The 23,190-nt window shown below is 56.7% G+C and carries 23 protein-coding genes and 2 pseudogenes; 13 read left to right on the top strand and 12 right to left on the bottom strand.

Translation table 11 applies throughout. From position 1 onward, the window contains the following. The first annotated feature begins 8 nt into the window (after nucleotides 1-8). Nucleotides 9-347 carry a YebY family protein gene (locus MKS11_RS13450; protein ID WP_002911404.1) on the top strand — a complete coding sequence of 113 codons (339 nt, stop codon included), beginning with the start codon at nucleotides 9-11 and terminating at the stop codon, nucleotides 345-347. 648 nt (nucleotides 348-995) lie between these two features. On the opposite strand, the gene MKS11_RS13445 is transcribed toward MKS11_RS13450, so the two are convergent. Together MKS11_RS13445 and MKS11_RS13440 are read right to left on the bottom strand one after the other, a co-directional pair. Further along, nucleotides 996-1,139 (bottom strand): Ecr family regulatory small membrane protein, encoded by a 144-nt coding sequence (locus MKS11_RS13445; RefSeq protein ID WP_032425946.1) that lies wholly within the window; start codon nucleotides 1,137-1,139, stop codon nucleotides 996-998. A gap of 103 nt (nucleotides 1,140-1,242) precedes the next feature. Continuing rightward, nucleotides 1,243-2,211, bottom strand: coding sequence for a VirK/YbjX family protein (locus MKS11_RS13440; RefSeq protein WP_122543197.1), 969 nt, complete (start codon nucleotides 2,209-2,211; stop codon nucleotides 1,243-1,245). 156 nt (nucleotides 2,212-2,367) lie between these two features. Between MKS11_RS13440 and pphA the strand changes: the two genes are divergently transcribed. Continuing rightward, the gene (gene pphA, locus MKS11_RS13435; RefSeq protein WP_053810193.1) at nucleotides 2,368-3,021 is read left to right on the top strand and encodes a protein-serine/threonine phosphatase; all 654 of its coding nucleotides are present in this window, start codon (nucleotides 2,368-2,370) and stop codon (nucleotides 3,019-3,021) included. Here pphA and MKS11_RS13430 read toward each other — a convergent pair. From MKS11_RS13430 to yebS, 5 genes are all read right to left on the bottom strand, one after another. After that, nucleotides 3,018-3,209 carry a YebW family protein gene (locus tag MKS11_RS13430; RefSeq protein WP_002911395.1) on the bottom strand — a complete coding sequence of 64 codons (192 nt, stop codon included), beginning with the start codon at nucleotides 3,207-3,209 and terminating at the stop codon, nucleotides 3,018-3,020. The two genes, pphA and MKS11_RS13430, sit on opposite strands and share 4 nt — an antisense overlap. 97 nt (nucleotides 3,210-3,306) lie before the next feature. Next, nucleotides 3,307-3,546: a YebV family protein gene (locus MKS11_RS13425; protein ID WP_002911393.1), complete on the bottom strand. Its 240-nt coding sequence runs from the start codon at nucleotides 3,544-3,546 to the stop codon at nucleotides 3,307-3,309. Between the two features lie 116 nt (nucleotides 3,547-3,662). Then, nucleotides 3,663-5,096, bottom strand: a complete 1,434-nt coding sequence (gene rsmF, locus MKS11_RS13420) for a 16S rRNA (cytosine(1407)-C(5))-methyltransferase RsmF (protein WP_065802960.1) — start codon at nucleotides 5,094-5,096, stop codon at nucleotides 3,663-3,665. 128 nt (nucleotides 5,097-5,224) lie between these two features. Next, a complete protein-coding gene (locus MKS11_RS13415) occupies nucleotides 5,225-7,858 on the bottom strand; it encodes a PqiB family protein (RefSeq protein ID WP_284109592.1) in 2,634 nt (877 codons plus the stop codon). After that, a complete protein-coding gene (gene yebS, locus MKS11_RS13410; protein ID WP_004203379.1) occupies nucleotides 7,827-9,110 on the bottom strand; it encodes a membrane integrity lipid transport subunit YebS in 1,284 nt (427 codons plus the stop codon). The genes MKS11_RS13415 and yebS overlap by 32 nt, the downstream gene beginning before the upstream one ends. 132 nt (nucleotides 9,111-9,242) lie before the next feature. Here yebS and MKS11_RS13405 point away from each other — a divergent pair. The 4 genes and pseudogenes from MKS11_RS13405 (at nucleotide 9,243) to htpX (ending at nucleotide 13,703) form a co-directional block, all read left to right on the top strand. Then, nucleotides 9,243-9,756: pseudogene (locus tag MKS11_RS13405) on the top strand (GAF domain-containing protein). An 81-nt stretch (nucleotides 9,757-9,837) separates the two neighbouring features. Beyond that, a complete protein-coding gene (gene proQ / locus MKS11_RS13400; protein ID WP_004203375.1) occupies nucleotides 9,838-10,515 on the top strand; it encodes an RNA chaperone ProQ in 678 nt (225 codons plus the stop codon). 19 nt (nucleotides 10,516-10,534) lie between these two features. Further along, nucleotides 10,535-12,583, top strand: a complete 2,049-nt coding sequence (gene prc / locus MKS11_RS13395; protein ID WP_080846935.1) for a carboxy terminal-processing peptidase — start codon at nucleotides 10,535-10,537, stop codon at nucleotides 12,581-12,583. A gap of 235 nt (nucleotides 12,584-12,818) precedes the next feature. Further along, on the top strand, nucleotides 12,819-13,703 hold the full coding sequence (htpX, locus tag MKS11_RS13390; protein WP_284109591.1) for a protease HtpX: 885 nt from the start codon (nucleotides 12,819-12,821) through the stop codon (nucleotides 13,701-13,703). A gap of 69 nt (nucleotides 13,704-13,772) precedes the next feature. On the opposite strand, the gene MKS11_RS13385 is transcribed toward htpX, so the two are convergent. Next, nucleotides 13,773-15,143, bottom strand: a complete 1,371-nt coding sequence (locus MKS11_RS13385; RefSeq protein ID WP_087771329.1) for an MFS transporter — start codon at nucleotides 15,141-15,143, stop codon at nucleotides 13,773-13,775. 177 nt (nucleotides 15,144-15,320) lie between these two features. Between MKS11_RS13385 and kdgR the strand changes: the two genes are divergently transcribed. Further along, nucleotides 15,321-16,112, top strand: a complete 792-nt coding sequence (kdgR, locus tag MKS11_RS13380; protein ID WP_004203369.1) for a DNA-binding transcriptional regulator KdgR — start codon at nucleotides 15,321-15,323, stop codon at nucleotides 16,110-16,112. Nucleotides 16,113-16,167: 55 nt separating this feature from the next. On the opposite strand, the gene MKS11_RS13375 is transcribed toward kdgR, so the two are convergent. Then, complete coding sequence (locus MKS11_RS13375; RefSeq protein WP_284109590.1) at nucleotides 16,168-16,407, bottom strand: YobH family protein; 240 nt, start codon at nucleotides 16,405-16,407, stop codon at nucleotides 16,168-16,170. Between the two features lie 159 nt (nucleotides 16,408-16,566). Here MKS11_RS13375 and mgrB point away from each other — a divergent pair, with 159 nt between their 5' ends. The 6 genes and pseudogenes from mgrB to rlmA all read left to right on the top strand — a co-directional run bounded on the left by mgrB (nucleotide 16,567) and on the right by rlmA (nucleotide 20,825). Beyond that, nucleotides 16,567-16,710, top strand: a complete 144-nt coding sequence (gene mgrB / locus MKS11_RS13370; RefSeq protein ID WP_002911375.1) for a PhoP/PhoQ regulator MgrB — start codon at nucleotides 16,567-16,569, stop codon at nucleotides 16,708-16,710. 74 nt (nucleotides 16,711-16,784) lie between these two features. Next, nucleotides 16,785-17,075 (top strand): YebO family protein, encoded by a 291-nt coding sequence (locus MKS11_RS13365; protein WP_004203366.1) that lies wholly within the window; start codon nucleotides 16,785-16,787, stop codon nucleotides 17,073-17,075. Between the two features lie 591 nt (nucleotides 17,076-17,666). Beyond that, a pseudogene (locus MKS11_RS13360) lies at nucleotides 17,667-17,738 on the top strand (DUF2627 domain-containing protein); the annotation flags it as partial. Nucleotides 17,739-17,823: 85 nt separating this feature from the next. Continuing rightward, nucleotides 17,824-18,033 carry a transcription antiterminator/RNA stability regulator CspE gene (gene cspE, locus MKS11_RS13355; protein ID WP_001062678.1) on the top strand — a complete coding sequence of 70 codons (210 nt, stop codon included), beginning with the start codon at nucleotides 17,824-17,826 and terminating at the stop codon, nucleotides 18,031-18,033. Nucleotides 18,034-18,220: 187 nt separating this feature from the next. Next, on the top strand, nucleotides 18,221-19,969 hold the full coding sequence (gene ftsI, locus MKS11_RS13350) for a peptidoglycan glycosyltransferase FtsI (RefSeq protein WP_004203364.1): 1,749 nt from the start codon (nucleotides 18,221-18,223) through the stop codon (nucleotides 19,967-19,969). A 61-nt stretch (nucleotides 19,970-20,030) separates the two neighbouring features. Beyond that, nucleotides 20,031-20,825, top strand: a complete 795-nt coding sequence (gene rlmA / locus MKS11_RS13345) for a 23S rRNA (guanine(745)-N(1))-methyltransferase (RefSeq protein ID WP_048324825.1) — start codon at nucleotides 20,031-20,033, stop codon at nucleotides 20,823-20,825. 3 nt (nucleotides 20,826-20,828) lie between these two features. Here the strand turns inward: rlmA and mntP are convergent, their stop codons facing one another. From mntP to MKS11_RS13330, 3 genes are all read right to left on the bottom strand, one after another. Next, the gene (mntP, locus tag MKS11_RS13340) at nucleotides 20,829-21,395 is read right to left on the bottom strand and encodes a manganese efflux pump MntP (protein ID WP_017900206.1); all 567 of its coding nucleotides are present in this window, start codon (nucleotides 21,393-21,395) and stop codon (nucleotides 20,829-20,831) included. A 419-nt stretch (nucleotides 21,396-21,814) separates the two neighbouring features. Then, nucleotides 21,815-22,273 (bottom strand): DUF986 family protein, encoded by a 459-nt coding sequence (locus MKS11_RS13335; protein ID WP_004203361.1) that lies wholly within the window; start codon nucleotides 22,271-22,273, stop codon nucleotides 21,815-21,817. Between the two features lie 62 nt (nucleotides 22,274-22,335). Further along, a complete protein-coding gene (locus tag MKS11_RS13330; RefSeq protein ID WP_004145526.1) occupies nucleotides 22,336-23,187 on the bottom strand; it encodes a PTS mannose transporter subunit IID in 852 nt (283 codons plus the stop codon). Between the last annotated feature and the right edge of the window lie 3 nt (nucleotides 23,188-23,190).

Raw genomic sequence — 23,190 nt, 5'->3', positions numbered from 1 at the left:
GCAAAATCATGAAAAAAATTGTTCTGACCATGTTGTTACTGGCAAGCTCCGGCGCTGCACTGGCGGCGCCGCAAATTATCACCGTGAGCCGCTTTGAGGTAGGGAAGGAGAGCTGGGCGTTCAACCGTGAAGAGGTGATGTTGACCTGTCGTCCGGGCAATGCCCTTTACGCTATCAACCCGAGCACCCTGGTCCAGTATCCGCTCAATGAGGTGGCTGAGCAGCAGGTCAAAGCCGGCAAAACCACCGCCCAGCCGATCTCAGTGATCCAGATCGACGATCCGCAGCACCCGGGGCAAAAAATGAGCCTCGCGCCGTTTATCGAGCGCGCGCAGAAGCTCTGCTAGATTTTCGCGCTATCTCGCTGTAATAGCATAAAAAAAACCGCCCTTGCCGGACAACGGCAGTGGCGGTTTTTTGGCTGGCAGCGCCCACTTTTCCAGGAATTATTCGGCCACATTGGCCGCAGACTGGAAAAGCTGACGCGTTAAACTATTCTTATAGTGCAAGGCGACTTAGCCTGCATTAATGCCAACTTTTAGCGCACGGCTCTCTCCCAAGAGCCATTTCCCTGGACCGAATACAGGAATCGTATTCGGTCTCTTTTTATCTTAATCTGTCTGCTTTCGCGATCACCAGCGACATCCTGTCAGTCAATTCAGTCAATCACCAGGCTGGCCTCTGGATGTCCCGTTATAGCACACCGTTTTTAGCATACACAATTCATTTACACACAAATTGCATCCTGCGGAAGAACGGTATGGGGAAGGCGGAACCGTAAGCGAGGGGAGAGGAAAAGAAAAAACCTGCACCTAAACAGGCCCGGCGTGCAGGTTAACTGGCGGGCCAACATCGGAAGGCTGCTAGTATACATATTTGTATGATAAATAGAATAAACAAAACCTTATTGATTTGGCAATTCATGCGATTAGCCGTCCGCGCCCCACGAAAGGGCGGGAAATAATATTGAGGGGCGTAGTTCCGAGCGTCCGGTATTATTCCGGAACGCTGAAGGTGGGAAATATCTGACTTTCCAGATAGCAGAGTAGAAGCCAAATTTCATCGCTGAAAATAAACCATATGCTGCCCAGCAGGACGACCGCGAGAATAATCAGCAGGAAAATTTCGGTTTTACTCATCATGCTAACGACTATCCAGTGGTCTGCGGGGACCATGATAGTAGCGAAATAAGCACATAATAAGCAAACGCCGCGTGACGGGACGAGTTCACTGATCGTGAAATTACTCGCCCGGCAGTGGCTGCGTCAATATTGCCACCTGCTCCGCCAGCTGATCCAGCAGCTGGAATCGACGCCGGTATTCGGCCCGTTTTTTACTGGCGATGCTCTCCAGCGGTTTTCTTTCCAGACGCAGCGGTAGCTGCCAGCGCCAGGGGCTTTCCGGCTTGCCGTCGATGGATTGCCAGAATTCGTCGTAGCTGGCGTGGAAATGGCGCCCCTTGCTCAGGCGATAGCGCAGGGCGCGAAACACATGGCCATTATCGCTAACGCCGTAAATCGCTGCGATATGGCTGCGAGCGGCCAGCAGCCAGATAAACTCCAGCAGCAGGCGCTTCGGGAACAGACCGTAGCAGGCGCGGGTCGCCTGCTTGATCACCTCATGAGAAACGTGGCGTCGCGGTCCCTGCAAGCCGCCGATGATCAGTTGCCAGGCTTCGCCATCCCAGGTCACGCTGAAGGTGGCGCTGGCCAGCAGGGTATGATCGCTGTCGCGCAGCCACAGGGTGGTTTCACCCTCACGCTCGGCCTTCCCGGCCGAAGAGGCCGAGAGGGAAAACTGGCGCTCTTCCTTTCCATTGAGCGTCAGCAACGGGACCTCGCACACCGCGGTCATGGCATGCGCCAGCCGGGAACCGCGCAGGGTATCGACATAGCGATAATGGCTTATTACCGCCATCGCCCGCTGCCAGGCGTTGAGATCGCGCGTTAGATATTGACGGTGCACTTTCCCCGGCAGCGTCGTCTGCGCCGCCAGCAGCTGGTTAAAATCGTCACGAGCGCTCAGCGCCTCCAGCATCGCTTTGGTCGGGCTATAAAATAATGCCGTGCGCAGCAGAAATTTAAAGCGGTAATTTTTCTGCCGCCATATAGGTGCGGGTGTTAATCTACCCATCACCAGATCGGCAATGAGATGCGAGCGCGGCGTAAGCACGCTGGATGAATGCAGGCTATTGTCTGTCACGATAAACACCTCGTTGTTATTTCCTGCTATTTTAAAACGAGGCGCTGATAAGCTTAATCCTCTGGCCGACTATATTTGCCGTTTGTTTAAAATCGATTGAGGTGTAAATAAAAAACAGCGGCTATAAGCTGGAATTACCTATAATTACAGCAGAGAGGTAATTATATGTATCAGCGTATTAATGGCAGAGACTGGCGTAATATCTGGCTGATGGGCGATCTGCATGGCTGCTTTGCGCTGCTGATGGCGCGCCTGCGCCGACTGCGCTTTGATCCCTGGGCCGATCTGCTGATCTCGGTGGGCGATCTGATCGATCGCGGGCCGCAAAGCGCTGACTGTCTCGGCCTGTTGCGCAGCCGCTGGTTCCGGGCCGTGCGCGGGAATCATGAGCAGATGGCGCTCGAGGCGCTTGAGAGCGGAGATATGACGCTCTGGCAGATGAACGGCGGCGACTGGTACGCCCGGAGCAACGTGCGGCAGCGGGATGACGTCGATCGCCTGCTGGCGCGCTGTCAGCGGCTGCCGTTGATTATTGAAGTGGAGTGCGCAAAAGTGCGGCATGTGATCGCCCATGCCGATTATCCGGCGCCGGTCTATCGCTGGCAGCAGCCGGTGGATCCCCAGCGGGTCCTGTGGAGCCGCCATCGTCTGAGTGAACATCTGGCCGGGCGTCATGGCGCTATCGCCGGGGCTGACCATTTCTGGTTTGGCCATACGCCGCTTCGCGCGCGTTATGACTCCGACAATCAACACTATATTGACACCGGCGCTGTGTTCGGCGGCACGCTGACGCTGGTGGCGCTGCAGTCGGCAGACTAAAAGTCACTGTATTCGCTGGCGGGTTGCCAGAAGCCGTCAATAAAATCTTCTATCGGGTAGCAGCCGCCGTGGCGGATCCGCTGATCTTCCATTGCCACCAGGCACTGCGTTTCCTCGCGGTAGACGTCCACCACAATGTCCTCGCAGCCGCCATCCAGATAGCAAATAAACAACACTAAGGCAAACATCCTGGCCTCATGTTCGGGGGGACATACTGTTTAGTGTAGGGGATGACGGCGGGACGGGGAAATAAATAACCCGTCTCAGGCGACGGGTTCATTGGCGTCAGGCAAGGCGCATGACCCAGGCATCGGACTGGCGGTCGTAATGTTTACGGTAGAGGACGGAATGTTCACCATTGAGAATCGCGGGAACGCTGGTGTCGGCATCCCAGGCGTCAAGCTGCATACATAAATCTGGATCGGATTTGCAGGGAATGCTTAACGTTCGCTCACCCTGATGTTCACCATGCAGTTCGGCATCGTCTATCTCAAACGCGCCGATGCGGACATTGGTTTTACTCATCGCTTCACCCCATTTTTTTAGCTGAGTTGTGGTACGACCAGTTGCGGCCGTCATTTTTCAGCGTAGTCAATGGGGGGAAAACCGCCAGTCAAAAAGTGCGTATTTTTTGCGCGGCGTCACACCTTGCCGGCAAAAAGTTTCCCATCGCGTACCAGCTCGCGCGGGTAACTGTTCTTCAGACGGGAGCCGACGCGCTTGGCCAGGCCCAGCGGCACGCCCTGGAAGGTGACAATGGCTTCATCCTGCGCTGGCGGGGTTTGCGGATAGACGTCGCGTCCGCGATACCATTCCTCCGCTTCCTCCAGCGTCAGCTCGAAGGCGCGCTGCGGCGCGGCAAAGGCAATAACCGCCTCATGCTGCCAGCGGTAACCCTTATTGTGCAGTTCCGCCAGACGCACGCCAATGCGCGAAAACCGCACCTGACCAAACAGAGGCTCCATAGACTGCGGAAACAGCCACAGCTCTTTATCCCGTTGCCACAGCGTGTGGCTCGCGTCCCATTCCAGCCCGACAGCGCGGGCGGCGGCGGTCGCCGCGGCGGCCTCCCGGCCCTTCAGCGGCGCAAACGGGAACTTGCCGACCTTGTAGCCCGGCGCCGGGAGCGGATCGATCGACGCCGTCTTGCGCAAGCGGGCGACAAAGAAGCCTTCACAATCGAAGATCTGCGGGAAGACATGCAGAAATCCCTCGGCGGTTAAGGCATCGGCCGCGCCGGGAAACAGCTCTCCCAGCGGCTGGATCGCCACCGCCTGCGGGTAGCGGGACAGCAGCCAGTGAATGACGGACTGATTTTCTTCGCGGTTAAGGGTGCAGGTCGAATAGACCAGCGTCCCGCCGGGGCGCAGGGCATGGAAAGCGCTGTCGATAAGCTCGCGCTGGGTGGCGGCGATGTCGAGGTTGCTCTCCGGCGACCAGTTTTTCAGCGCGTCCGCATCTTTGCGTACCACCCCTTCGCCGGAGCAGGGGGCATCAAGCAGAACGGCGTCGAAAGCTTCGGGCAATGCCGCGCCGAACACCCGGCCGTCGAAATGGGTCAGGGCGACGTTGCTGATGCCGCAGCGGCTGATGTTGGCATGCAGCACTTTCACCCGGCTGGCGGAGAACTCATTCGCCAGGATGCCGCCCGCATTGCCCATCCGGGCGGCGATCTGGGTGGTTTTCGACCCCGGAGCGGCAGCAACGTCCATGACTCGTTCAGGCTGCGGGTTATCGGCGAACAGGGCGGCGACCGGCAGCATTGAGCTTGCTTCCTGTATATAGAACAGACCGCTGAGATGTTCGGCGGTGCTGCCCAGCGGCAGCGCGTCGTCGTCGTCCCGCTCGATCCAGAATCCCTCCTCGCACCAGGGGACCGGCGTCAGCTGCCAACCATAGGGGGCGACCAGAGAGAGAAAATCATCGACGCTGATTTTCAGCGTATTGACGCGAATACTTCGGCGTAGCGGGCGCTGACAGGCGGCGATAAATTCGTCGAAAGAGAGGTGCGCCGGCATCGCCGCGCGCATTTGAGCAAGAAACGCTTCAGGGAAATAGACAGTATTTTCGGCCACAGGCAGCGCACCACAGAAAAAAAGGGTGCGCAGTTTAGCACAAACGCCCCGGTGCAGGACACCGGGGCGTGAGGTTTGTGTCTGCCCGCGCCCGGCGTTTGCCGGGGCGGGAGAAGGGGAGGCGAGGATTACTGCGGCAGGGCGGTGCCCCACTCCCGCCACTCTTTCGGCTCGCTCTCCAGCAGCAGGAAGTGCTTGCCGTCCTGGGCCTTCGGCGCCAGCGGCGTACCCGGCGGCGTGGCAAAGGCGATCCCGCCGCGGATAAACTGATTGAAGGTCCCGGTTTTCACCACGCCGCCAACCAGGCCGAAGTCGAGGCTGTAACCCGAGGCCAGCCAGAACACCGAGTTATTGCGCACCAGGTACTGGTAGCGCTTGCTGATGCGCATCTTAACCATGACCCGGTCAGACATCGATCCCAGCGACAGACCGGTCACCGTCCCGACTTCCAGGCCGCGGAACAGCACCGGCGTACCGATGCCGAGCGATCCGGCCTCCGGCGCTTCCACCACGATATTCAGGCCGTCGATATAGCGCGAGTCGCTGATCGTCGTATCCTGGATCTCAAAGTCGCGGCGCGCCGGGCCGCGTCCGGGCTCAACGTTAATATAGGACTGGAACAGGGTGTCGAGATGCTCCACGCCCGCGGCGGAGATCTGCGGGGTGATCACCGAGAAGCGGGTCCCGGCGCGGGCAAACGTGCCGACGTATTCCGGATAAAGCACGGCTTTCGCCTGCACCTCGTTTTTGGCGGTGATCAGCTCCAGCGACTGGATCTGACCGATATCGATGCCGAGATAGCGAATCGGCATCCCGGCCGCCATCTTCCCGGCGTCGAACGCATGCAGGGTGATCTGGCCGCCCACGGCGCGCGCCGCCGTTTCAGAAGCGTAAAGGATACGTTTGTTATTCAGCCGCGCATTGGCGCTGCTGCCGTTGAGGTTATCGAAACTGATCGCCCCTTTTATGGCGCGGGCCAGCGGCGAGGCCTGAACGGTGAGTCCGTTGCCGTCAAGTTTAACCTTCGCACCCCCTTCCGCCCAGAAGACGCTGTTGTTGGTCAGCAGGTAGCGGTATTCCGGCTTGATATGCAGATCGATATCGAAAGCGTCTTTGCGCGGTTTCACGGCGATGATCTCGCCGACGGCGAATTTACGATACAGCACCACCGAGCCAGCCTGAACGTCAGGCAGCGTCTCAGCGGAGAGGCTCAGGGTGGTGGTCGGCACTTCGCTCAGGCTGTTTTCCTGCGCCTTTTCGAGGTTGGCGTACAGCGGATAGCTGCTCTGCATTTCGCCTTTTTCACCCGGGATCACCCGGATCCCGCCGTTCACCCATTCGCTGGCGCTGGCGCCCAGCACCTGCACGCCATCAAGTCCCACTTTGACGTCCAGACGACTGTTCACCACAAACTTGCTGTCGCCGCGAATCAGATCGCGGTATTCCGGGGCAATCGCCACCTGGAAGGTTACCCCTTTGGCCGTCAGCTTGCGCTCCAGCACCTGGCCGACTTTCACTCCGTGAAGCACCAGCGGCTGGCCGCCGTCGATCCCGTAGCTCTCCGGCGCCGAAAGGGTGACGGTGGCGACATTGGGCTCCTCCAGCAGCGCTTTATCCGCTGGCATGACGGAGAAGTGATTACGCGGCTCGCCTTCGCCGGGCACCAGTTCAAAGGTATTGCCGGTGAGCAGGGCGCTGACGCTGGGGTTATCGAGGGAGATCTTCGGCTTCTTCATCTGAATCAACGTTTTCTCCCGCAGCAGGGTCACCACGCTCGGATCGACGGTCATCTCGCCAGTGACTTTGCCGCCGGGGTTAAGATTCAGTTTGCTTAACTGGCCCACTTCCAGCCCCTGATACATCAGCGGCGTCGAGCCCGCTTTCAGGCCGTCGCCGTCAGGCAGGTCAAGGGTCACCACTACCCCGCGCTGGCTGTGCGCCAGGTCTTCATACAGATGATAGTCATCGTTTTGCGACGCGACCTGCGAATCGGCAGGGGAGTCAAAGGCGATGGCACCGTTCACCAGCGCGGAAAGGTTCTCCAGCTGCACTTTGGCCCCGCTCAGGCCAACATCGGCTTTGATCCCCGAGACGTTCCAGAAACGGCTGCCTTTTTTCACCAGGTTGGTGAACCGGCGCTCGATCAGCACATCAATGGTGACCCCCTGATTATTATCATTCAGCGTGAAGTCATACACCCGCCCGACCGGGATCTTACGGAAGTAGACCAGCGAGCCGCTGCTCAGAGAGCCAAGGTCGGGCGCCTGCAGGTGGATCATCAGCTCGCCGTTGTTGATACGGTATTTTGGCTGAGTGTCGAGGGCGACGAAGTGATCTTCGGGTTCGCCCTTGCCCGGCATCATGCCGATATAGTTCCCGCCCACCAGCGCATCAAGGCCCGACACGCCGGCCAGAGAGGCTTTCGGCGTGACCAGCCAGAACTGCGTATCTTTGCGCAGCGCCTCTTTCATATCGCGCTTGATGCTGGCGGAAACTTCAATCTTGCTCAGGTCTTTACTGAGACTAATATCCTGGACGGTACCGACTTCCACCCCCTGATAGCGGATAGGCGTCCGCCCCGGCACGATGCCGTTAGCAGACTGGAAATCGATAGTAATCGTCGATCCGCGGTCGTCAAAGATGGTCCAGATGAGCCAGGCGGCAATCAGCAGCGCGATGACCGGCAACAGCCAGAATGGCGAGATACGACGTTTGGTTTTTATTCTGGCTTCAGTCTGCGAAGCGGGCGTTTCCTGACTCATGTGCGTCCCAAAGTAAGCGGCTGTCCAGCCATTCAACTGCAAGAATAGTTAAAATTACCGCGCCGCCAAAGTAAACCGCGGCCGGCCCCATCGTAAAGGCGAGGAGCTGATCGCGATTAATGAGCGACATGGTGAGTGAGATAACAAACAGATCCAGCATCGACCAGCGGCCAATCCAGGTTATCAGCCGCAGCAGCAGGATGCGGGTGCGCAGCCCCTGCTCGCACTTGAATTGTATGCTGAGCAGCAGGGTAAATAACACTATAACTTTGGTGAATGGCACCAAAATACTGGCGATAAATACCACGCCGGCAATGGCGATATTGCTGCTGGCGAGGGAGATGATCCCGGAAAGGATGGTGTCTTCCTGGCGCGCGCCGTTGACGTAGATGATAGAGATCGGCAGCAGGTTGGCCGGTAGGAGGAAAACCAGCGAGGCAATCAGCGCCGCCCAGCTGCGCTGCAGGCTCTGCGGACGGCGATGGTGCAGCGGCGTGTGGCAGCGTCGGCAGCGGCCGCGGGCGTCGCGGTAGCCGGTGTAGTGGCAGCCGGTGCACACCTGCAGATTGTTATCGGCGCGGGTCGCCGGCCGTTCGGGATAGAAGCGCTCCCATAGCTCTTCGACGTTCATATGGATAAGCGTCAGGATGCTCAGCAGCGTCAGGGAGATAAACGCCACCAGGCCGATGCCGGGCTGCAGAAAGGCGTAATCCTGCACCTTGATGGAGGCGACGCCGATGCCCACCAGATAGATATCCAGCATCACCCACTCCTTGAGCTTATCGAGCATCAGCAGCACCGGGCGCAGGTTCATCCCCAGCACGTTGCCCAGCCACAGATAGCTAATCGAGACCACCAGCAGTACCGGGGCGACCACCGCGCAAAACAGCACCATCGCGGCGGTAAGCGGGTCGCCCTGCGCGGTCATCTGCCAAATCCCCTGCAGGACGTTGGCGTCAATGCGAACCCCCAGCAGGTGAAGGCGCAGCAGGGGTTCGGACCAGGCAAAGGGCATTAACAGCAGCATGGCCAGGGCCATGCTGCCCAGACGGGTCAGCGACCAGTCGCGGCCATCGCGCACCTTCGCGTTACAGCGTGGACACCAGGCGCTTTGGTTGCGTTTGAGCACCGGTAAGCGGAACAGCATGTCACACTGCGTACAGCGCTGATAATGCGCATAGGGAAGCGGCGTGCTGACGGCATGCACGACCATCTTATTCGCAGGCTTAAGGGTGGGTGTTTTTATCGGCATTTATTACGTACAGGAATGAATGTATCTCACTATCTTAACCTATGAATGAATTCATCTTGAGCCCAAGCGCATTTAATGCTTATTTTAGTAGGCTGTACGTATCAGGCAGTAAGACAACCAAGTGAAGATATAATGAGCAAAACAGAATTTTACGCGGATTTGAACCGCGATTTCCAGGCATTAATGGCAGGTGAAACCAGTTTTCTGGCGATGATCGCTAATACCAGCGCGCTGCTGTTTGAACGACTGGGCGAGGTCAACTGGGCCGGTTTCTATCTTCTGGAAGGCGATACCCTGGTGCTGGGGCCGTTCCAGGGCAAACTGGCCTGCGTCCGGATCCCGGTTGGGCGCGGCGTATGCGGCGCGGCGGTGGCGCAAGCCCAGGTGCAGCGCGTCGAGGACGTCCACGCCTTTGACGGCCACATTGCCTGCGATGCCGCCAGTAATTCGGAAATTGTCTTCCCCCTGCGCGTGAACGACCAGATTATCGGCGTGCTGGATATCGACAGTCCGGCTTACGGCCGCTTCACTGCTGAAGATGAGCAGGGGTTGCGCACACTGGTCGAACATCTGGAAAAACTTATCGCGGCCACTGATTATCAAAAAATCTTTACCCGTGTCGTGGGATAATCAACGGATAACGTAGCATTTAGCGAGGACGTCATTATAATGTCGCCTGTTCATGCCTGCGGCTTGTTGGCTACGTCCGTTGTAATCAGGAAATTTCATGGAAAATCAACCTAAGTTGAATAGCAGTAAAGAAGTTATCGCCTTTCTGGCCGAACGTTTCCCTCAGTGCTTCAGCGCTGAAGGCGAAGCGCGCCCCCTGAAAATCGGAATTTTTCAGGATCTCGTTGAGCGAGTGGGTGGTGAGATGAATCTCAGCAAAACCCAGCTTCGCGCTGCATTACGTCTCTATACCTCGAGCTGGCGCTATCTCTACGGCGTAAAAGCCGGCGCTATCCGCGTTGACCTGGACGGCAACCCGTGCGGCGAACTGGAAGAGCAGCACATTGCCCATGCGCGTCAGCAGCTGGAAGAAGCGAAAGCTCGCGTTCAGGCGCAGCGCGCTGCCCAGCAGGCGAAAAAACGCGAGGCCGCTGCCGCTGCAGGCCAGCCGGATGAAGGCGTTCGCCGCGAGCGTAAACCGCGTCCTCAGCAGCCGCGTCGTAAAGAGGGCGCTGAACAGCGTAAACCGCGTCCTGTTGCGGCCAAAGCTCCGCGTGAAGAGCGTCTTACTCCGGTATCGGATGTTTCCGTTCTGACCGTCGGCCAGGCGCTGAAGGTAAAAGCAGGCAATAACGCAATGGACGCCACCGTTCTGGAAATCACCAAAGATGGCGTTCGTGTACAGCTGACTTCTGGTATGTCAATGATTGTACGCGCAGAACACCTGGTGTTCTGAAACGGAGGCCGGGCCAGGCATGAACACATTTTTTAAAATCACCGCGCTTGCGGGCCTGCTGGCAATAGCAGGCCATGCTTTCGCTGTTGATGAAATAACCCGTGCAGATCAAATCCCCGTGCTGAAAGAAGAGCCGCAGCACGCGACGGTGAGCGAGCGCGTGACGTCGCGCTTTACCCGCTCTCACTACCGTCAGTTCGATCTCGACAACGCCTTCTCGGCAAAAATTTTTGACCGTTATCTGAACCTGCTGGACTACAGCCATAATGTGCTGCTGGCCAGCGATGTGGCGAAGTTCGCGGCGAAAAAAGACCAAATCGGCGACGAACTGCGCACCGGGAAACTGGATGTCTTCTACGACCTCTACAACCTGGCGCAGCAGCGCCGCTTCGAGCGCTATCAGTATGCTTTGAAGGTGCTGGAACGTCCGATGGACTTTACCGGCAACGACAATTTCAACCTTGACCGCTCCAAAGCGCCGTGGCCGAAAGACGAGGCCGAGCTGAACAAGCTGTGGGACGCCAAGGTTAAATTTGACCAGTTAAGCCTGAAGCTGGCGGGAAAAGACGATAAAGAGATCCGCGACACCTTAACCCGTCGCTACAAGTTCGCTATCCGTCGTCTGGCGCAAACCAACAGCGAGGATGTCTTCTCGCTGGCGATGACCGCCTTCGCCCGCGAAATCGACCCGCACACCAACTATCTGTCGCCGCGCAATACCGAGCAGTTCAACACCGAGATGAGTCTCTCACTCGAAGGGATCGGCGCTGTGCTGCAGATGGATGATGACTACACGGTGATTAATTCGCTGGTGGCCGGTGGTCCGGCTGCGAAGAGCAAAGCGATCAGCGTCGGCGACCGCATCGTTGGCGTCGGCCAGACCGGGAAGTCGATGGTCGATGTCATTGGCTGGCGTCTGGATGACGTCGTGGCGCTAATTAAAGGGCCGAAGGGCAGCAAGGTTCGCCTTGAGATCCTGCCGGCCGGCAAAGGGGCCAAGACGCGTATCGTCACCCTGACCCGCGAGCGCATCCGTTTGGAAGATCGCGCGGTGAAGATGTCGGTGAAAACCGTTGGTAAAGAAAAAGTCGGCGTGCTGGATATCCCGGGCTTTTACGTTGGCCTGACCGATGACGTGAAGGTGCAGCTGCAGAAGCTGGAAAAACAGAACGTCAGTAGCATCGTTATCGATCTGCGCAGCAACGGCGGCGGGGCGCTGACCGAAGCGGTATCGCTGTCGGGGCTGTTTATTCCGTCCGGCCCGGTGGTGCAGGTGCGGGATAACAATGGCAAGGTGCGCGAAGACAGCGATAACGATGGCGTAGTCTATTACAAAGGGCCGCTGGTGGTGCTGGTTGACCGCTTTAGCGCCTCGGCGTCTGAGATCTTTGCCGCCGCAATGCAGGATTATGGCCGCGCGCTGATCGTTGGCGAGCCGACCTTCGGTAAAGGTACCGTACAGCAGTATCGCTCGTTGAATCGTATCTACGATCAGATGCTGCGTCCGGACTGGCCGGCGTTAGGTTCCGTGCAGTACACTATCCAGAAGTTCTACCGCATTAACGGCGGCAGTACTCAGCGCAAAGGCGTTACGCCGGATATCATGATGCCAACCGGCAATGAAGATCGCGAAACCGGCGAGCAGTATGAAGACAACGCGCTGCCGTGGGATAGCATCAACGCGGCCACCTACGTGAAGTCCGGGGATCTGACCCCATTTGGACCGGAACTGCTCAAGCGCCACGACGAGCGTATTGCCCAGAATCCTGAGTTCCAGTACATCATGAAGGATATTGCCCGTTATAACGCGATGAAGGACAAACGTAACATTGTCTCTCTGAACTACGCTCAGCGTGAAAAAGAGAACGAAGAGGATGATGCGATTCGTCTGGCGCGGATTAACGATCGCCTGAAACGCGAAGGCAAACCGCCGCTGAAAAAACTGGACGATTTGCCGAAGGATTACCAGGAGCCGGATCCGTATCTTGATGAGACGGTCCATATCGCGGTAGACCTCGCCCATCTCGAAAAAGCGCGCCCGGCGGTGGAACCGCCGGCCAGCCAATAAGTCGCCAACGGGCACCCTGAGAGGTGCCCGTTTTTTTTATGCCCTTTGTCATCGCCATTCAGCTCATCTAACAAAATGTCAACCTGCTCTGCCGCTGTCAGCAAGATGCTACAAAATGTAAAGTTGTGTTTTTATCGTGACTTAGCGGGGGCTGATGGTTGAAAATTGCAGCCTGACCCATACGATGTGGGTAATCGCATAGTGCGTTTTGTTAAATTGAGGTAAAAAGAAAATTATGATGCGAATCGCGCTTTTCCTGCTGACGAACCTGGCAGTGATGGTCGTGTTCGGGCTGGTGTTAAGCCTCACGGGGATCCAATCCAGCAGCATGACCGGTCTGTTGATTATGGCCCTGCTGTTCGGCTTCGGTGGTTCTATCGTTTCGCTGATGATGTCGAAATGGATGGCGCTGAAGTCTGTGGGTGGGGAAGTGATCGAGCAGCCGCGCAACGAAACGGAACGCTGGCTGATGAACACCATTGCGCAGCAGGCGCAGCAGGCGGGCATTGCCATGCCGCAGGTGGCTATCTATCACGCCCCTGACATCAACGCCTTCGCTACCGGTGCGCGTCGCGACGCCTCGCTGGTCGCTGTCAGTACCGGGCTGTTGCAAAACATGAGCCGTGATGAAGCGGAAGCGGTCATCGCCCATGAAATCAGCCACATCGCCAATGGCGATATGGTCACCATGACTCTGATTCAGGGGGTGGTGAACACCTTCGTTATCTTTATCTCCCGCGTTATCGCGCAGATTGCGGCCGGCTTCCTCGGCGGCAACCGGGAAGATGAAGGCGAGAGCAGCAATGGCAACCCGCTGATCTACTTCGCCGTCGCCACGGTGCTGGAGCTGGTGTTCGGTATTCTGGCCAGCATTATCACCATGTGGTTCTCTCGTTATCGCGAATTCCATGCTGATGCCGGCTCGGCGCGTCTGGTGGGCCGCGAGAAGATGATTGCCGCCCTGCAGCGCCTGAAAACCAGCTATGAGCCGCAGGAAGCCAGCAGCATGATGGCGTTCTGCATCAACGGTAAAGCGAAGTCCATGAGCGAGCTGTTTATGACCCACCCGCCGCTGGACAAGCGTATTGAAGCGCTGCGTAGCGGAGAATATCTGAAATAGTCCGTCAATCTGACGCTGAAAATAAAAATCCGCAGCCCGAAGGCTGCGGATTTTTTTTGTCCTTAATCGTCAGGCTGCGCGCGGCTGAGTGACGCGCAGACCGCTAATCAGCGCAGCGACGGTCGCCAGGATGCCGGCCAGCAGCAGGGCGGTGTGGGTGCCGCTGTTGCCGAGCAGGTTGAATAAAAGGGCCACCAGCGCGGCGCCGGTGCTCTGGCCGAGCAGGCGAGCGGTACCCAGCATGCCGCTGGCGCCGCCGCTGCGATGGCTCGGGGCCGAGGCGACAATGGTGTGGTTGTTTGGCGACTGGAACAGCCCGAAGCCGGCGCCGCACAGCGCCATACGCCAGATAATATCCAGATCGCTGGGCGACGCCGGAAGCAGCGCCAGGCCGAACAGGCCGCAGGCCATAACCAGCAGCCCAATGGCCCCCAGCAACCCCGCATGGCATTTTTCAATTAAATAACCGGCCAGCGGCGCCATCACCATCGTTGCCAGCGGCCACGGCGTCAGCAGCAGGCCGGTCTCCACTTCGCTGCGCCCGATCATTGTTTGCAGGAAGAAGGGCAGAGAGACCATCGCCAGCATTTGCGCACAGAAAGAGCAGATGGAGGTGCAAATAGAGAGGGAGAAGAGCGGGATGCGAAGCAGATCGACCGGCAGCAGCGGGACGGGCATCGTGACCTGACGGCGAACGAAGAAAAAGCCCACCACCAGCATAGCGGCGACCTCCGCCAGCACCAGCTGAGTGGACTGGCCCTGGGCGAAACCGCTCAGGGCGGAGATCAACAGCCCGAAGGTCAGCGCGTTCATGATGGCGCTCGGCAAATCGAAGCGGACGATTTTGCTGCGCGCGATGTTGGGCGGCAGAAAGCGCATCGCCAGGAGTAAGGCGACGATGCCGAGAGGCACGTTAATTAAAAACAGCCATTGCCATGAGGCGAGGGAGAGGATCGCAGCGGCTATCGTCGGGCCTGCCGCCGAAGAGACGGCGACGACAAAGGAGTTGATACCCATGCCACGACCGAGAAAGCGCTGCGGATAAATCAGGCGGATCAACGCGGTGTTTACGCTCATCAGCGCGGCGCCGCCCAGCCCCTGGGCGACGCGGGCGAAGGTTAGCATTTCGAGGCTGCGCGACAGGGCGCAGGCCAGCGAGGTAAAGATAAACACCACCAGGCCTATCTTATAGATACGACGATAGCCGACCATGTCGCCGAGGAAAGAGAGCGGTAGCAGGGCGATCACAATGGCAATTTGGTAGGCGTTAACGATCCAGATTGAAGCCGCCGGCGAGGCGTTAAGATCGCTGGCGATGGTCGGCAGCGCGACGTTGGCGATGGCCCCGTCGAGCACGGCCATGGTCAGCCCAAGCACAATGGTCAGAATGGCGCCATAGCGCTGCGGCAGCGGCACGCCATCGGAAGAGTTTTTATCCATGGTGAAAATGAGTCTTAAATGAAACGGTTTTTTGAATGATGAGTTTAGCATTGATTATTCCGCCGTATGTCGCAGATTTGTAACGAAGTGGCAGAAGAATGATTGCGGCGCAGAGGCGGCGAATTTATAATAAAAACCGGTTCTAAATTTTATAAAACAGTTACGACGAGGTGATAAATGGCAGGTGCAGATTTGGATAAACAGCCAGATTCTGTCTCTTCGGTATTGAAGGTTTTCGGCATCCTGCAGGCGCTGGGTGAAGAGCGTGAAATTGGCATTACCGAACTGTCCCAGCGCGTCATGATGTCGAAAAGCACCGTTTATCGCTTTTTACAGACCATGAAATCACTGGGCTATGTGGCGCAGGAGGGAGAGTCTGAGAAATACTCCCTCACGCTCAAACTGTTCGAGCTGGGGGCGCGCGCGCTGCAGAACGTCGACCTGGTGCGCAGCGCCGATATTCAGATGCGGGAACTTTCCCGACTGACGAAAGAGACTATCCATCTCGGCGCGCTGGATGAAGACAGTATTGTTTATATTCACAAGATTGATTCGATGTATAACCTGCGGATGTACTCTCGTATCGGCCGTCGCAATCCGCTGTACAGCACCGCGATTGGCAAGGTACTGCTGGCGTGGCGCGACCGCAGCGAAGTGGAGCAGATCCTTGACGGCGTGGAGTATAAACGCAGCACCGAGCGGACCATCACCAGTACCGCTGAGTTGCTGAAGGTGCTGGATGGCGTTCGCGAGCAGGGGTACGGCGAAGATAACGAAGAGCAGGAAGAGGGGCTACGCTGCATTGGGGTACCGGTATTCGACCGTTTCGGCGTAGTCATCGCCGGGTTGAGTATCTCTTTCCCGACCTTACGGTTCTCTGAAGAACGTTTGCATGAATATGTGGCGATGCTGCACCAGGCGGCGCGCAAGATTTCTGAACAGATGGGCTACAACGACTACCCCTTCTGACCGCGCTGAAGCATTCGGCGACCGCGGCGCTATCGTCGCGGTCGCCGGTTCGATCTTAGCCGTTATCCACGACGGTTGCGCTTTTACGCAGCAGCGGGCAGCTGCTGACGCCGATCACGCCGCTATCGGAATGCACATAAAGTGCGGTACTGACCCCACGGGCGGTGAGATATTGACACTTCAGGCCCAGGCCGCCGACGTTTTCTTCACTGTGGAATAATACCCCGTAGCCGCTTAATAATATGCCAATCCATAAGATAGCCACGACCACAATAGTACGAATGATTAATCGCATTGATGCCTCATTATTTGTATGATCCTTGCCGTGATTTTGACACGAACACGTTTTGAAACAAGTCGATGATTCCTAAACTTGCCTTTCGTATTACAGTTAGCCGCGGTTTAAGAAGGCCGTGTTATCCTGGCGACATAAAGTACTGATGCGGAGAGTGGAGTGAAAAAATTACGGTGGGTTTTACTGATAGTCATCATAGCAGGCTGCCTGTTGCTGTGGACTCAGATGCTTAACGTAATGTGCGACCAGGATGTTCAGTTTTTCAGCGGCATTTGCACTATCAATAAATTTATCCCGTGGTAAGACATTTTTCTGACGACTGATTTCCTTCTGCGCCGCGGGTGGTAGAATGAACGCCTTCTCTTTGAGGTGGTGAAATGAGTGAGTTACTAAATCCTGGGATCTTAAATCTGGCATCGCTGGCCGTGTCTGTGGCGCTGCTGCTTGTCGGTCTGTTGTTATGGTTCTTCGTCAACCGCGCCAGCTCGCGGGCGAATGAGCAGATAGAACTGCTGCAGGCTCTGCTGGATCAGCAAAAGCGGCAGAATGCGCTGCTACGTCGCTTGTGCGAAGCCAGTGCGCCGGAAAAAGAGGACGTGGTCGAGCCGACCGTCGCCGGTAAGGCGAAAGGGGAGGATGAGTTTATCCGCCTGGTGGCAGAGCGCTAAGTACCTCGACAGGTGTGCATCATATGATGCGCACCTGCATGATAGCGGTCGGTAATATCTTATTCTTATTCCATTATTCCTTTCTCAATGCACTATCCTCTTTTATACACGCTGTAAATAAAGTGATCCCCGCCGCGTTTATTGTCGGATAACGTGACGCTGTCATCTTTTTTTCATTATTAAGGTGCAGAATTAGCACTATTTTTAGCGAGACGACTGAAAGGATTTATTATCACTACACTGGCCTGGCTTTAGCGATTTTTCGTCTGGGGTTATAACGAATTTTGCGCATCAATATTCATCACGGCTCGTCAGTCGCCCGTATACTGGCAGTTCGTATACGGACATACCTGGACGAAGCGAAGTTGTTGAGCTATGGTAAAAAAGTTGCAGTTACAAGGCAGCGCTCCGGCGTTATTGATAAACGCCATAGCGCCTTGCCAGGGGCGGCAAAGACGCATAAATGTGCAGGCGATCAAAGGATTACCTTATAATTTGTGCGAACGATCGAGACACGTTTAAAAATGGCTTGCCATTATTTACGTAGTGTGTGATAACACCTTTCGGGTTAAACGAGGTACAGTTCTGTTTATGTGTGGCATTTTCAGTAAAGAAGTCCTGAGTAAACACGTTGTCGTTGAATACCGCTTCTCTGCCGAACCTTAAATTAGTGCCTCATGCAGTTATGTGTCAGTTTTATCTATGTAAACGCCAGCAGGCGAAGAAAACAGTCTAAGGAATTTTGCAAATGGCAAAGATTAAAGGTCAAGTTAAGTGGTTCAACGAGTCTAAAGGTTTTGGTTTCATTACTCCGGCTGATGGCAGCAAAGATGTGTTCGTACACTTCTCCGCTATCCAGGGTAACGGCTTCAAAACTCTGGCTGAAGGCCAGAACGTTGAGTTCGAAATTCAGGACGGCCAGAAAGGTCCGGCTGCAGTTAACGTAACTGCTATCTGATACAAGACCACTCTTCTTGTATAAAAGCCTCGCCTGTGCGGGGCTTTTGCGTTTTTATTGCAAAGCATGTCATTTTTCCCCCTCTCGTCGCGTCTTGTTGCAAATACTCAACTTTATTAGCATTGTGTAGCAGTCTGTTTTGCTAATTTTCTGTTAAATCAGTTGGTTGCAAAACAATGCCGGAGCTATGGTGCTAAACAAAAAAATGAAGTCCGCCGCCAGCTTTACCCCGATTCGCTTCGGGTTACTCTGTGTGGCCATACTCGGTTGTCTGGGACTGCTATTGGCCCGCGTGGGCTGGCTGCAGATTGTTTCCCCCGATAATCTGGTAAAACAAGAGGATATGCGTTCTCTGCGCGAAGAGCCCGTTGCGGTTGAGCGGGGGATGATCACCGACCGGGAAGGACGACCACTGGCGGTGAGCGTTCCGGTTAGCGCGATCTGGATCGATCCGCAGACCACCATGGAGAAAGGCGGCGTCGGCTACGGCCCCCGCTGGCAGGCGATGGCCGAAGCGCTGCATCTCAACCTCGGGGAACTGGCCCAGCGGGTACAGAGCCATCCTCATGCCCGCTTTCTCTATCTGGCGCGGCAGATCAATCCCGAGCAGGCGGAGTGGATTGATAAACTGCATCTGCCTGGCGTCTACCTGCGTGATGAATCGCGGCGTTTCTATCCGGCAGGCCACGTGGCTGCCAATCTGCTGGGCTTTACCAATGTCGATAATCAGGGCATCGAAGGGGTGGAGAAAAGCTTCAACGCCCAGTTGACCGGTAAACCCGGGCGACGTCTGGTGCGTAAAGATAAACATGGCAATGTGATTGAGAATATTACCGAAGTACCGCCGGTGCCGGCGCATAATCTGCAGCTGAGTATCGATGAGCGCCTGCAGACGGTAACGGAAGATGCCCTCGATAACGCTGTTCGCTGGAATAAAGCCGAGTCCGGGGCAGCGGTGCTGATCAAAATCGATACCGGCGAGATCCTGGCGATGGCCAGCTATCCCGACTTCAATCCAAACAATCGCGATGCCGCAACGCTGGATGATTTTCGCAACCGGGCCATCAGCGATACCTTCGAGCCGGGGTCGACCGTCAAACCGCTGGTGATCATGACCGCGCTGCAGCAGGGGATTGTCCAGCCGGACAGCGTCGTGGACACCCATCCGTTTGTCCTTGACGGCCACCGTATCCGCGATGTCGGCTATTATCCGGAGCTGAGCCTGACCGGGATCCTGCAGAAATCCAGCGATACCGGCGTGTCGCATCTCTCGCTGGCCATGCCGGTGCAGCATCTGATTGACACCTATACGGCTTTCGGTTTCGGCGAGCCGACGGGGCTGGGGTTGACCGGGGAAAGCGCTGGGCTGATGCCGCATCGTCGCTACTGGGGGCAACTGGATCGCGCCACCTTCGCTTTCGGCTATGGTTTGATGGTGACTCCGCTCCAGCTGGCACACGTTTATGCCACCATCGGCGGCTTCGGCATTGAACGACCGTTGTCGATCACCCGTATCGACCCGCCAGTGATTGGCACGCGCGTAATGCCGGAGAATATTGTCCACAGCGTGGAGCATATGATGGAGAGCGTGGCGCTCCCGGGCGGAGGCGGCACCAAGGCGGCGGTGCGCGACTACCGGGTGGCGGTAAAAACGGGGACGGCGAAGAAGATCGGTCCGGACGGCAAATATATTGATAAATATGTGGCCTATACCGCCGGCGTGGCGCCCGCCAGCCGTCCGCAGTTCGCGCTGGTGGTAGTGATGAACGATCCCAGCAATGGCTCGTATTACGGCGGGGCCGTTTCCGCTCCGGTATTCAGCCAGATTATGGGCGACGTCCTGCGGCTGGAGAACGTCATGCCGGACGGTATGCCGCAAGGCGCGGAGAATCTGATCGTCATGCACGACAGCCACCCGCTGGCGCCGGCGCTGTAACAGTGGTCTGCAAGGGCGAATAGCGCTACACTTTCGCCCTTTCAGCGACACCGGAGCCGTCATGTCATACAGTTGCCCCCTTTGCCACGCGCCGCTCAGCCGTAGCGACAACCACTATTCCTGCCCGCAGCGGCACCAGTTCGATCTGGCGAAAGAGGGGTACGTCAATCTGCTACCGGTGCAGTTCAAACGGTCGCGCGATCCCGGCGACAGCGCTGAGATGATGCAGGCCCGTCGGGCGTTCCTCGACGCCGGGCATTATCAGCCGCTGCGGGACGCTATCGCTGAACGACTGCGGCACGCTGCCCCTCAGGCGTTACTGGATATCGGCTGTGGCGAAGGATATTACACCCACGCGTTTGCCGCCATCGCCAGCCGCAGCTGGGGGCTGGACGTATCGAAGCCGGCAATCCGCGCGGCGGCAAAACGCTATCCGCAGGTGAATTTTTGCGTCGCCTCCAGCCAGCGTCTGCCGTTCTCCGATAACAGCTTCGATGCGGTAGTGCGCATTTACGCCCCCTGCAACGCCGGTGAGCTGGCGCGAGTGGTGCGGCCTGGCGGGTGGGTGATCACCGCCACGCCGGGACCCCGCCATTTGCTGGAGCTGAAAGGGCTGATTTACGATGAGATCCGCCTGCATGAGCTGAAGACGGAAGCGATGCCGGGGTTCCGCCTGGCTGCTCAGCAGCAGCTGGCTTATCCGATGACCCTGACGGGCAGTGAAGCGCAGGCCCTGCTGCAGATGACGCCTTTCGCGTGGCGGGCCAACGCCGACGTGCATGACGCGCTGCGTCAGCAGGCAACCTTTGGCTGCCAGACCGATTTTATGATCCATTGCTGGCAGCGCGAGGAGTAAAGCTTAACCGGCGAAATGGCTCCAGAGGATTTCGCTGCCGATGCCAATCAGCACGATACCGCCGAGAATTTCGGCCCGTTTGCCCAGCAGCGGGCCGATAAAGCGACCTACCATGATCCCCAGCGTCGACATGATAAAGGTGGCGCAGCCGATCGCCAGCGCGGTGGTGACAATGCTGACCTGCAGGAAGGCCAGGCCGACGCCGACCGCCATGGCGTCAAGGCTGGTGGCGAAGGCGGTGGTGACCAGCAGCCAGAAGCCATGCCGGCGAGGCGCCTCGCACGCCTCGTCGCTGTCGCCGCGAAACCCCTCGATGATCATCCGCCCGCCGAGAAACACCAGCAGAATAAAGGCAATCCAGTGGTTCCATTCGAGAACAAACTGGCTGGCCAGCATGCCCAGTCCCCAGCCGACCAGCGGCGTCAGGGTTTCAATAGCGCCAAAAATCAGCCCGGTGCGCACTGCTTCTGAGAATTTGGGTTTGTGCAGGGTGGCGCCTTTGCCAATAGAGGCCGCGAAGGCGTCCATAGACATGCCGAAAGCGAGAAGAAGGGTTGCGGATAAATTCATGTGCCTGTCCTGACCGGGGATAATCCATATGACACATCGCTGCCCCCAGTAAATATACGCGGAGCCGCTCAATGGCTGAGCAATACGTACAGCAGTGATGTATCTATGGTCTCGCCTGATTGAATCACTTCAACCCGTACGTGCCACGTTTTGCAACGAGTATGTTGACACGTACATTTCCTGGCGGGCAGGAAATTGGCTACTCCCCAACGACGGGCGCAACCTTAACATATTTTTAGAATATAAAACAATAACAGAAGAGGGCTATTTTAATAACCAAATGATAACGATTTTCATTTGAATTTATAAGTAAATAAATAGTTAATGAAAAACAGAAGAGCAGGTGGGGAAATATAGCCATGGCTATATAATCCCCCAGACGAAATCGGAAAAAACATAGCGCTGGCTATATTTATAACTCATTGAGTTGAAACAAGAAGTTTGTATATCTTCTCCAGATCGTCGATATTTCGTACGCGAATCAGCAGCCGCCGTTGCTCTAATTGCATCACCAGCACGCCGTCTTCGGATAAATTCATCTCTTTAATTCGCTGATATTCTATCCACACGTTGGCGAAGAAAAAGCCGCGCGGTTTGAAAATGATTTTCGGCGTACGGATCCAGAATAAATAGAGTCCCATCAGCGCCAGCGCAGACAATAGCCAGGTGGTGATTGGGGTGCCGTGCTGGGTGATGTTGTTATAGATTAGAATGGCGATGAGGCCGACAAAGATCAGGCCGTCAACGCGGCTGCGGCGAAGCAGGGGAATGGCCAGCAGCACCGGGCCGTTGCGCCTCGGCATAATAAACTGGTCATACACCGCGTAGGCCAGTAGCGCAAGGATGAACAGGATGATCACCAGGTCCGTGAATGTCATTGCTTTGCGTTCCTCCTGATAAAAAAAAGCCGGGGGCTAGCCCCCGGCGTACAACCTGGAAATTACAGACCCAGCAGGCCGACAGCGTAGCCTGCGATACCGATGACGAAGAAGCCAACGATGATCCACAGCGGGTTAACTTTCTTACGCAGCAGCCACATACAGGCGAAGGTCAGCAGCAGCGGTACCAGGCCCGGCATCAGCTGGTCGAGGATCGTCTGCACCGTGGTGACATGAACCTGTCCGTCAGAGCCGGTGATTTTTGACACCACCATCGGAATGTTCACGTGCGTCCACTTGTTAACCAGCGCCCCCATGACAAACAGGCCGAGGATTGACGCCCCTTCAGTCAGTTTCTGCAGGAAGCCGCCGCCCATATCTTTCACGATGTCCACGCCTTTGCGGTAGCCGTAGGCGACGCCATAGTAGCGGGTCAGCAGTCGCACCGCGTTGAACAGGATAAAGAACAGCAGAGGGCCGAGCAGGCTTCCGCTCATCGCGATCCCGGCGCCTAAGGCCGCGAACACCGGACGCACAGTGCCCCAGAAGATTGGGTCGCCGACACCGGCCAGCGGCCCCATCAGACCGACTTTGATGCCGTTGATAGCGCCATCGTCAATCTCTGCGCCATTGGCGCGCTGCTCTTCCATCGCCAGCGTTACGCCCAGTACCGGAGCGGCAACGTAAGGATGGGTATTGAAGAACTCAAGGTGACGCTTAATCGCCTGCTTACGCGCATCGTTATTCTCCGGGTACAGACGACGAATCGCCGGAACCATAGAGAAGCAGAAGCCCAGCGCCTGCATACGTTCGAAGTTCCATGAACCCTGGAACAGGTTAGAACGAATGAACACGCCACGAATATCACTCTGAGTGAGTTTTTTCTCGGTGGTATTTTTAGTCATATCAACCATTTC

Origin of the sequence: Klebsiella sp. K5-45 (genome assembly GCF_030128605.1) — a bacterium.
In the GTDB taxonomy this organism is placed as follows: Bacteria; Pseudomonadota; Gammaproteobacteria; order Enterobacterales; family Enterobacteriaceae; genus Klebsiella; species Klebsiella quasipneumoniae.
The sequence above is the reverse complement of the archived record's forward strand: the minus strand, read 5'-3'. Positions and strand labels throughout refer to the sequence as shown.

Bases quoted from the DNA above. Each gene is read 5' to 3' on its own strand.
- MKS11_RS13450 (WP_002911404.1), top strand. From the start codon at position 9: ATGAAAAAAATTGTTCTGACCATGTTGTTACTGGCAAGCTCCGGCGCT.
- MKS11_RS13445 (WP_032425946.1), bottom strand. From the start codon at position 1,139: ATGAGTAAAACCGAAATTTTCCTGCTGATTATTCTCGCGGTCGTCCTG.
- pphA (WP_053810193.1), top strand. From the start codon at position 2,368: ATGTATCAGCGTATTAATGGCAGAGACTGGCGTAATATCTGGCTGATG.
- MKS11_RS13430 (WP_002911395.1), bottom strand. From the start codon at position 3,209: ATGTTTGCCTTAGTGTTGTTTATTTGCTATCTGGATGGCGGCTGCGAG.
- MKS11_RS13425 (WP_002911393.1), bottom strand. From the start codon at position 3,546: ATGAGTAAAACCAATGTCCGCATCGGCGCGTTTGAGATAGACGATGCC.
- MKS11_RS13415 (WP_284109592.1), bottom strand. From the start codon at position 7,858: ATGAGTCAGGAAACGCCCGCTTCGCAGACTGAAGCCAGAATAAAAACC.
- yebS (WP_004203379.1), bottom strand. From the start codon at position 9,110: ATGCCGATAAAAACACCCACCCTTAAGCCTGCGAATAAGATGGTCGTG.
- proQ (WP_004203375.1), top strand. From the start codon at position 9,838: ATGGAAAATCAACCTAAGTTGAATAGCAGTAAAGAAGTTATCGCCTTT.
- prc (WP_080846935.1), top strand. From the start codon at position 10,535: ATGAACACATTTTTTAAAATCACCGCGCTTGCGGGCCTGCTGGCAATA.
- htpX (WP_284109591.1), top strand. From the start codon at position 12,819: ATGATGCGAATCGCGCTTTTCCTGCTGACGAACCTGGCAGTGATGGTC.
- MKS11_RS13385 (WP_087771329.1), bottom strand. From the start codon at position 15,143: ATGGATAAAAACTCTTCCGATGGCGTGCCGCTGCCGCAGCGCTATGGC.
- kdgR (WP_004203369.1), top strand. From the start codon at position 15,321: ATGGCAGGTGCAGATTTGGATAAACAGCCAGATTCTGTCTCTTCGGTA.
- MKS11_RS13375 (WP_284109590.1), bottom strand. From the start codon at position 16,407: ATGCGATTAATCATTCGTACTATTGTGGTCGTGGCTATCTTATGGATT.
- MKS11_RS13365 (WP_004203366.1), top strand. From the start codon at position 16,785: ATGAGTGAGTTACTAAATCCTGGGATCTTAAATCTGGCATCGCTGGCC.
- cspE (WP_001062678.1), top strand. From the start codon at position 17,824: ATGGCAAAGATTAAAGGTCAAGTTAAGTGGTTCAACGAGTCTAAAGGT.
- ftsI (WP_004203364.1), top strand. From the start codon at position 18,221: ATGGTGCTAAACAAAAAAATGAAGTCCGCCGCCAGCTTTACCCCGATT.
- rlmA (WP_048324825.1), top strand. From the start codon at position 20,031: ATGTCATACAGTTGCCCCCTTTGCCACGCGCCGCTCAGCCGTAGCGAC.
- mntP (WP_017900206.1), bottom strand. From the start codon at position 21,395: ATGAATTTATCCGCAACCCTTCTTCTCGCTTTCGGCATGTCTATGGAC.
- MKS11_RS13335 (WP_004203361.1), bottom strand. From the start codon at position 22,273: ATGACATTCACGGACCTGGTGATCATCCTGTTCATCCTTGCGCTACTG.
- MKS11_RS13330 (WP_004145526.1), bottom strand. From the start codon at position 23,187: ATGGTTGATATGACTAAAAATACCACCGAGAAAAAACTCACTCAGAGT.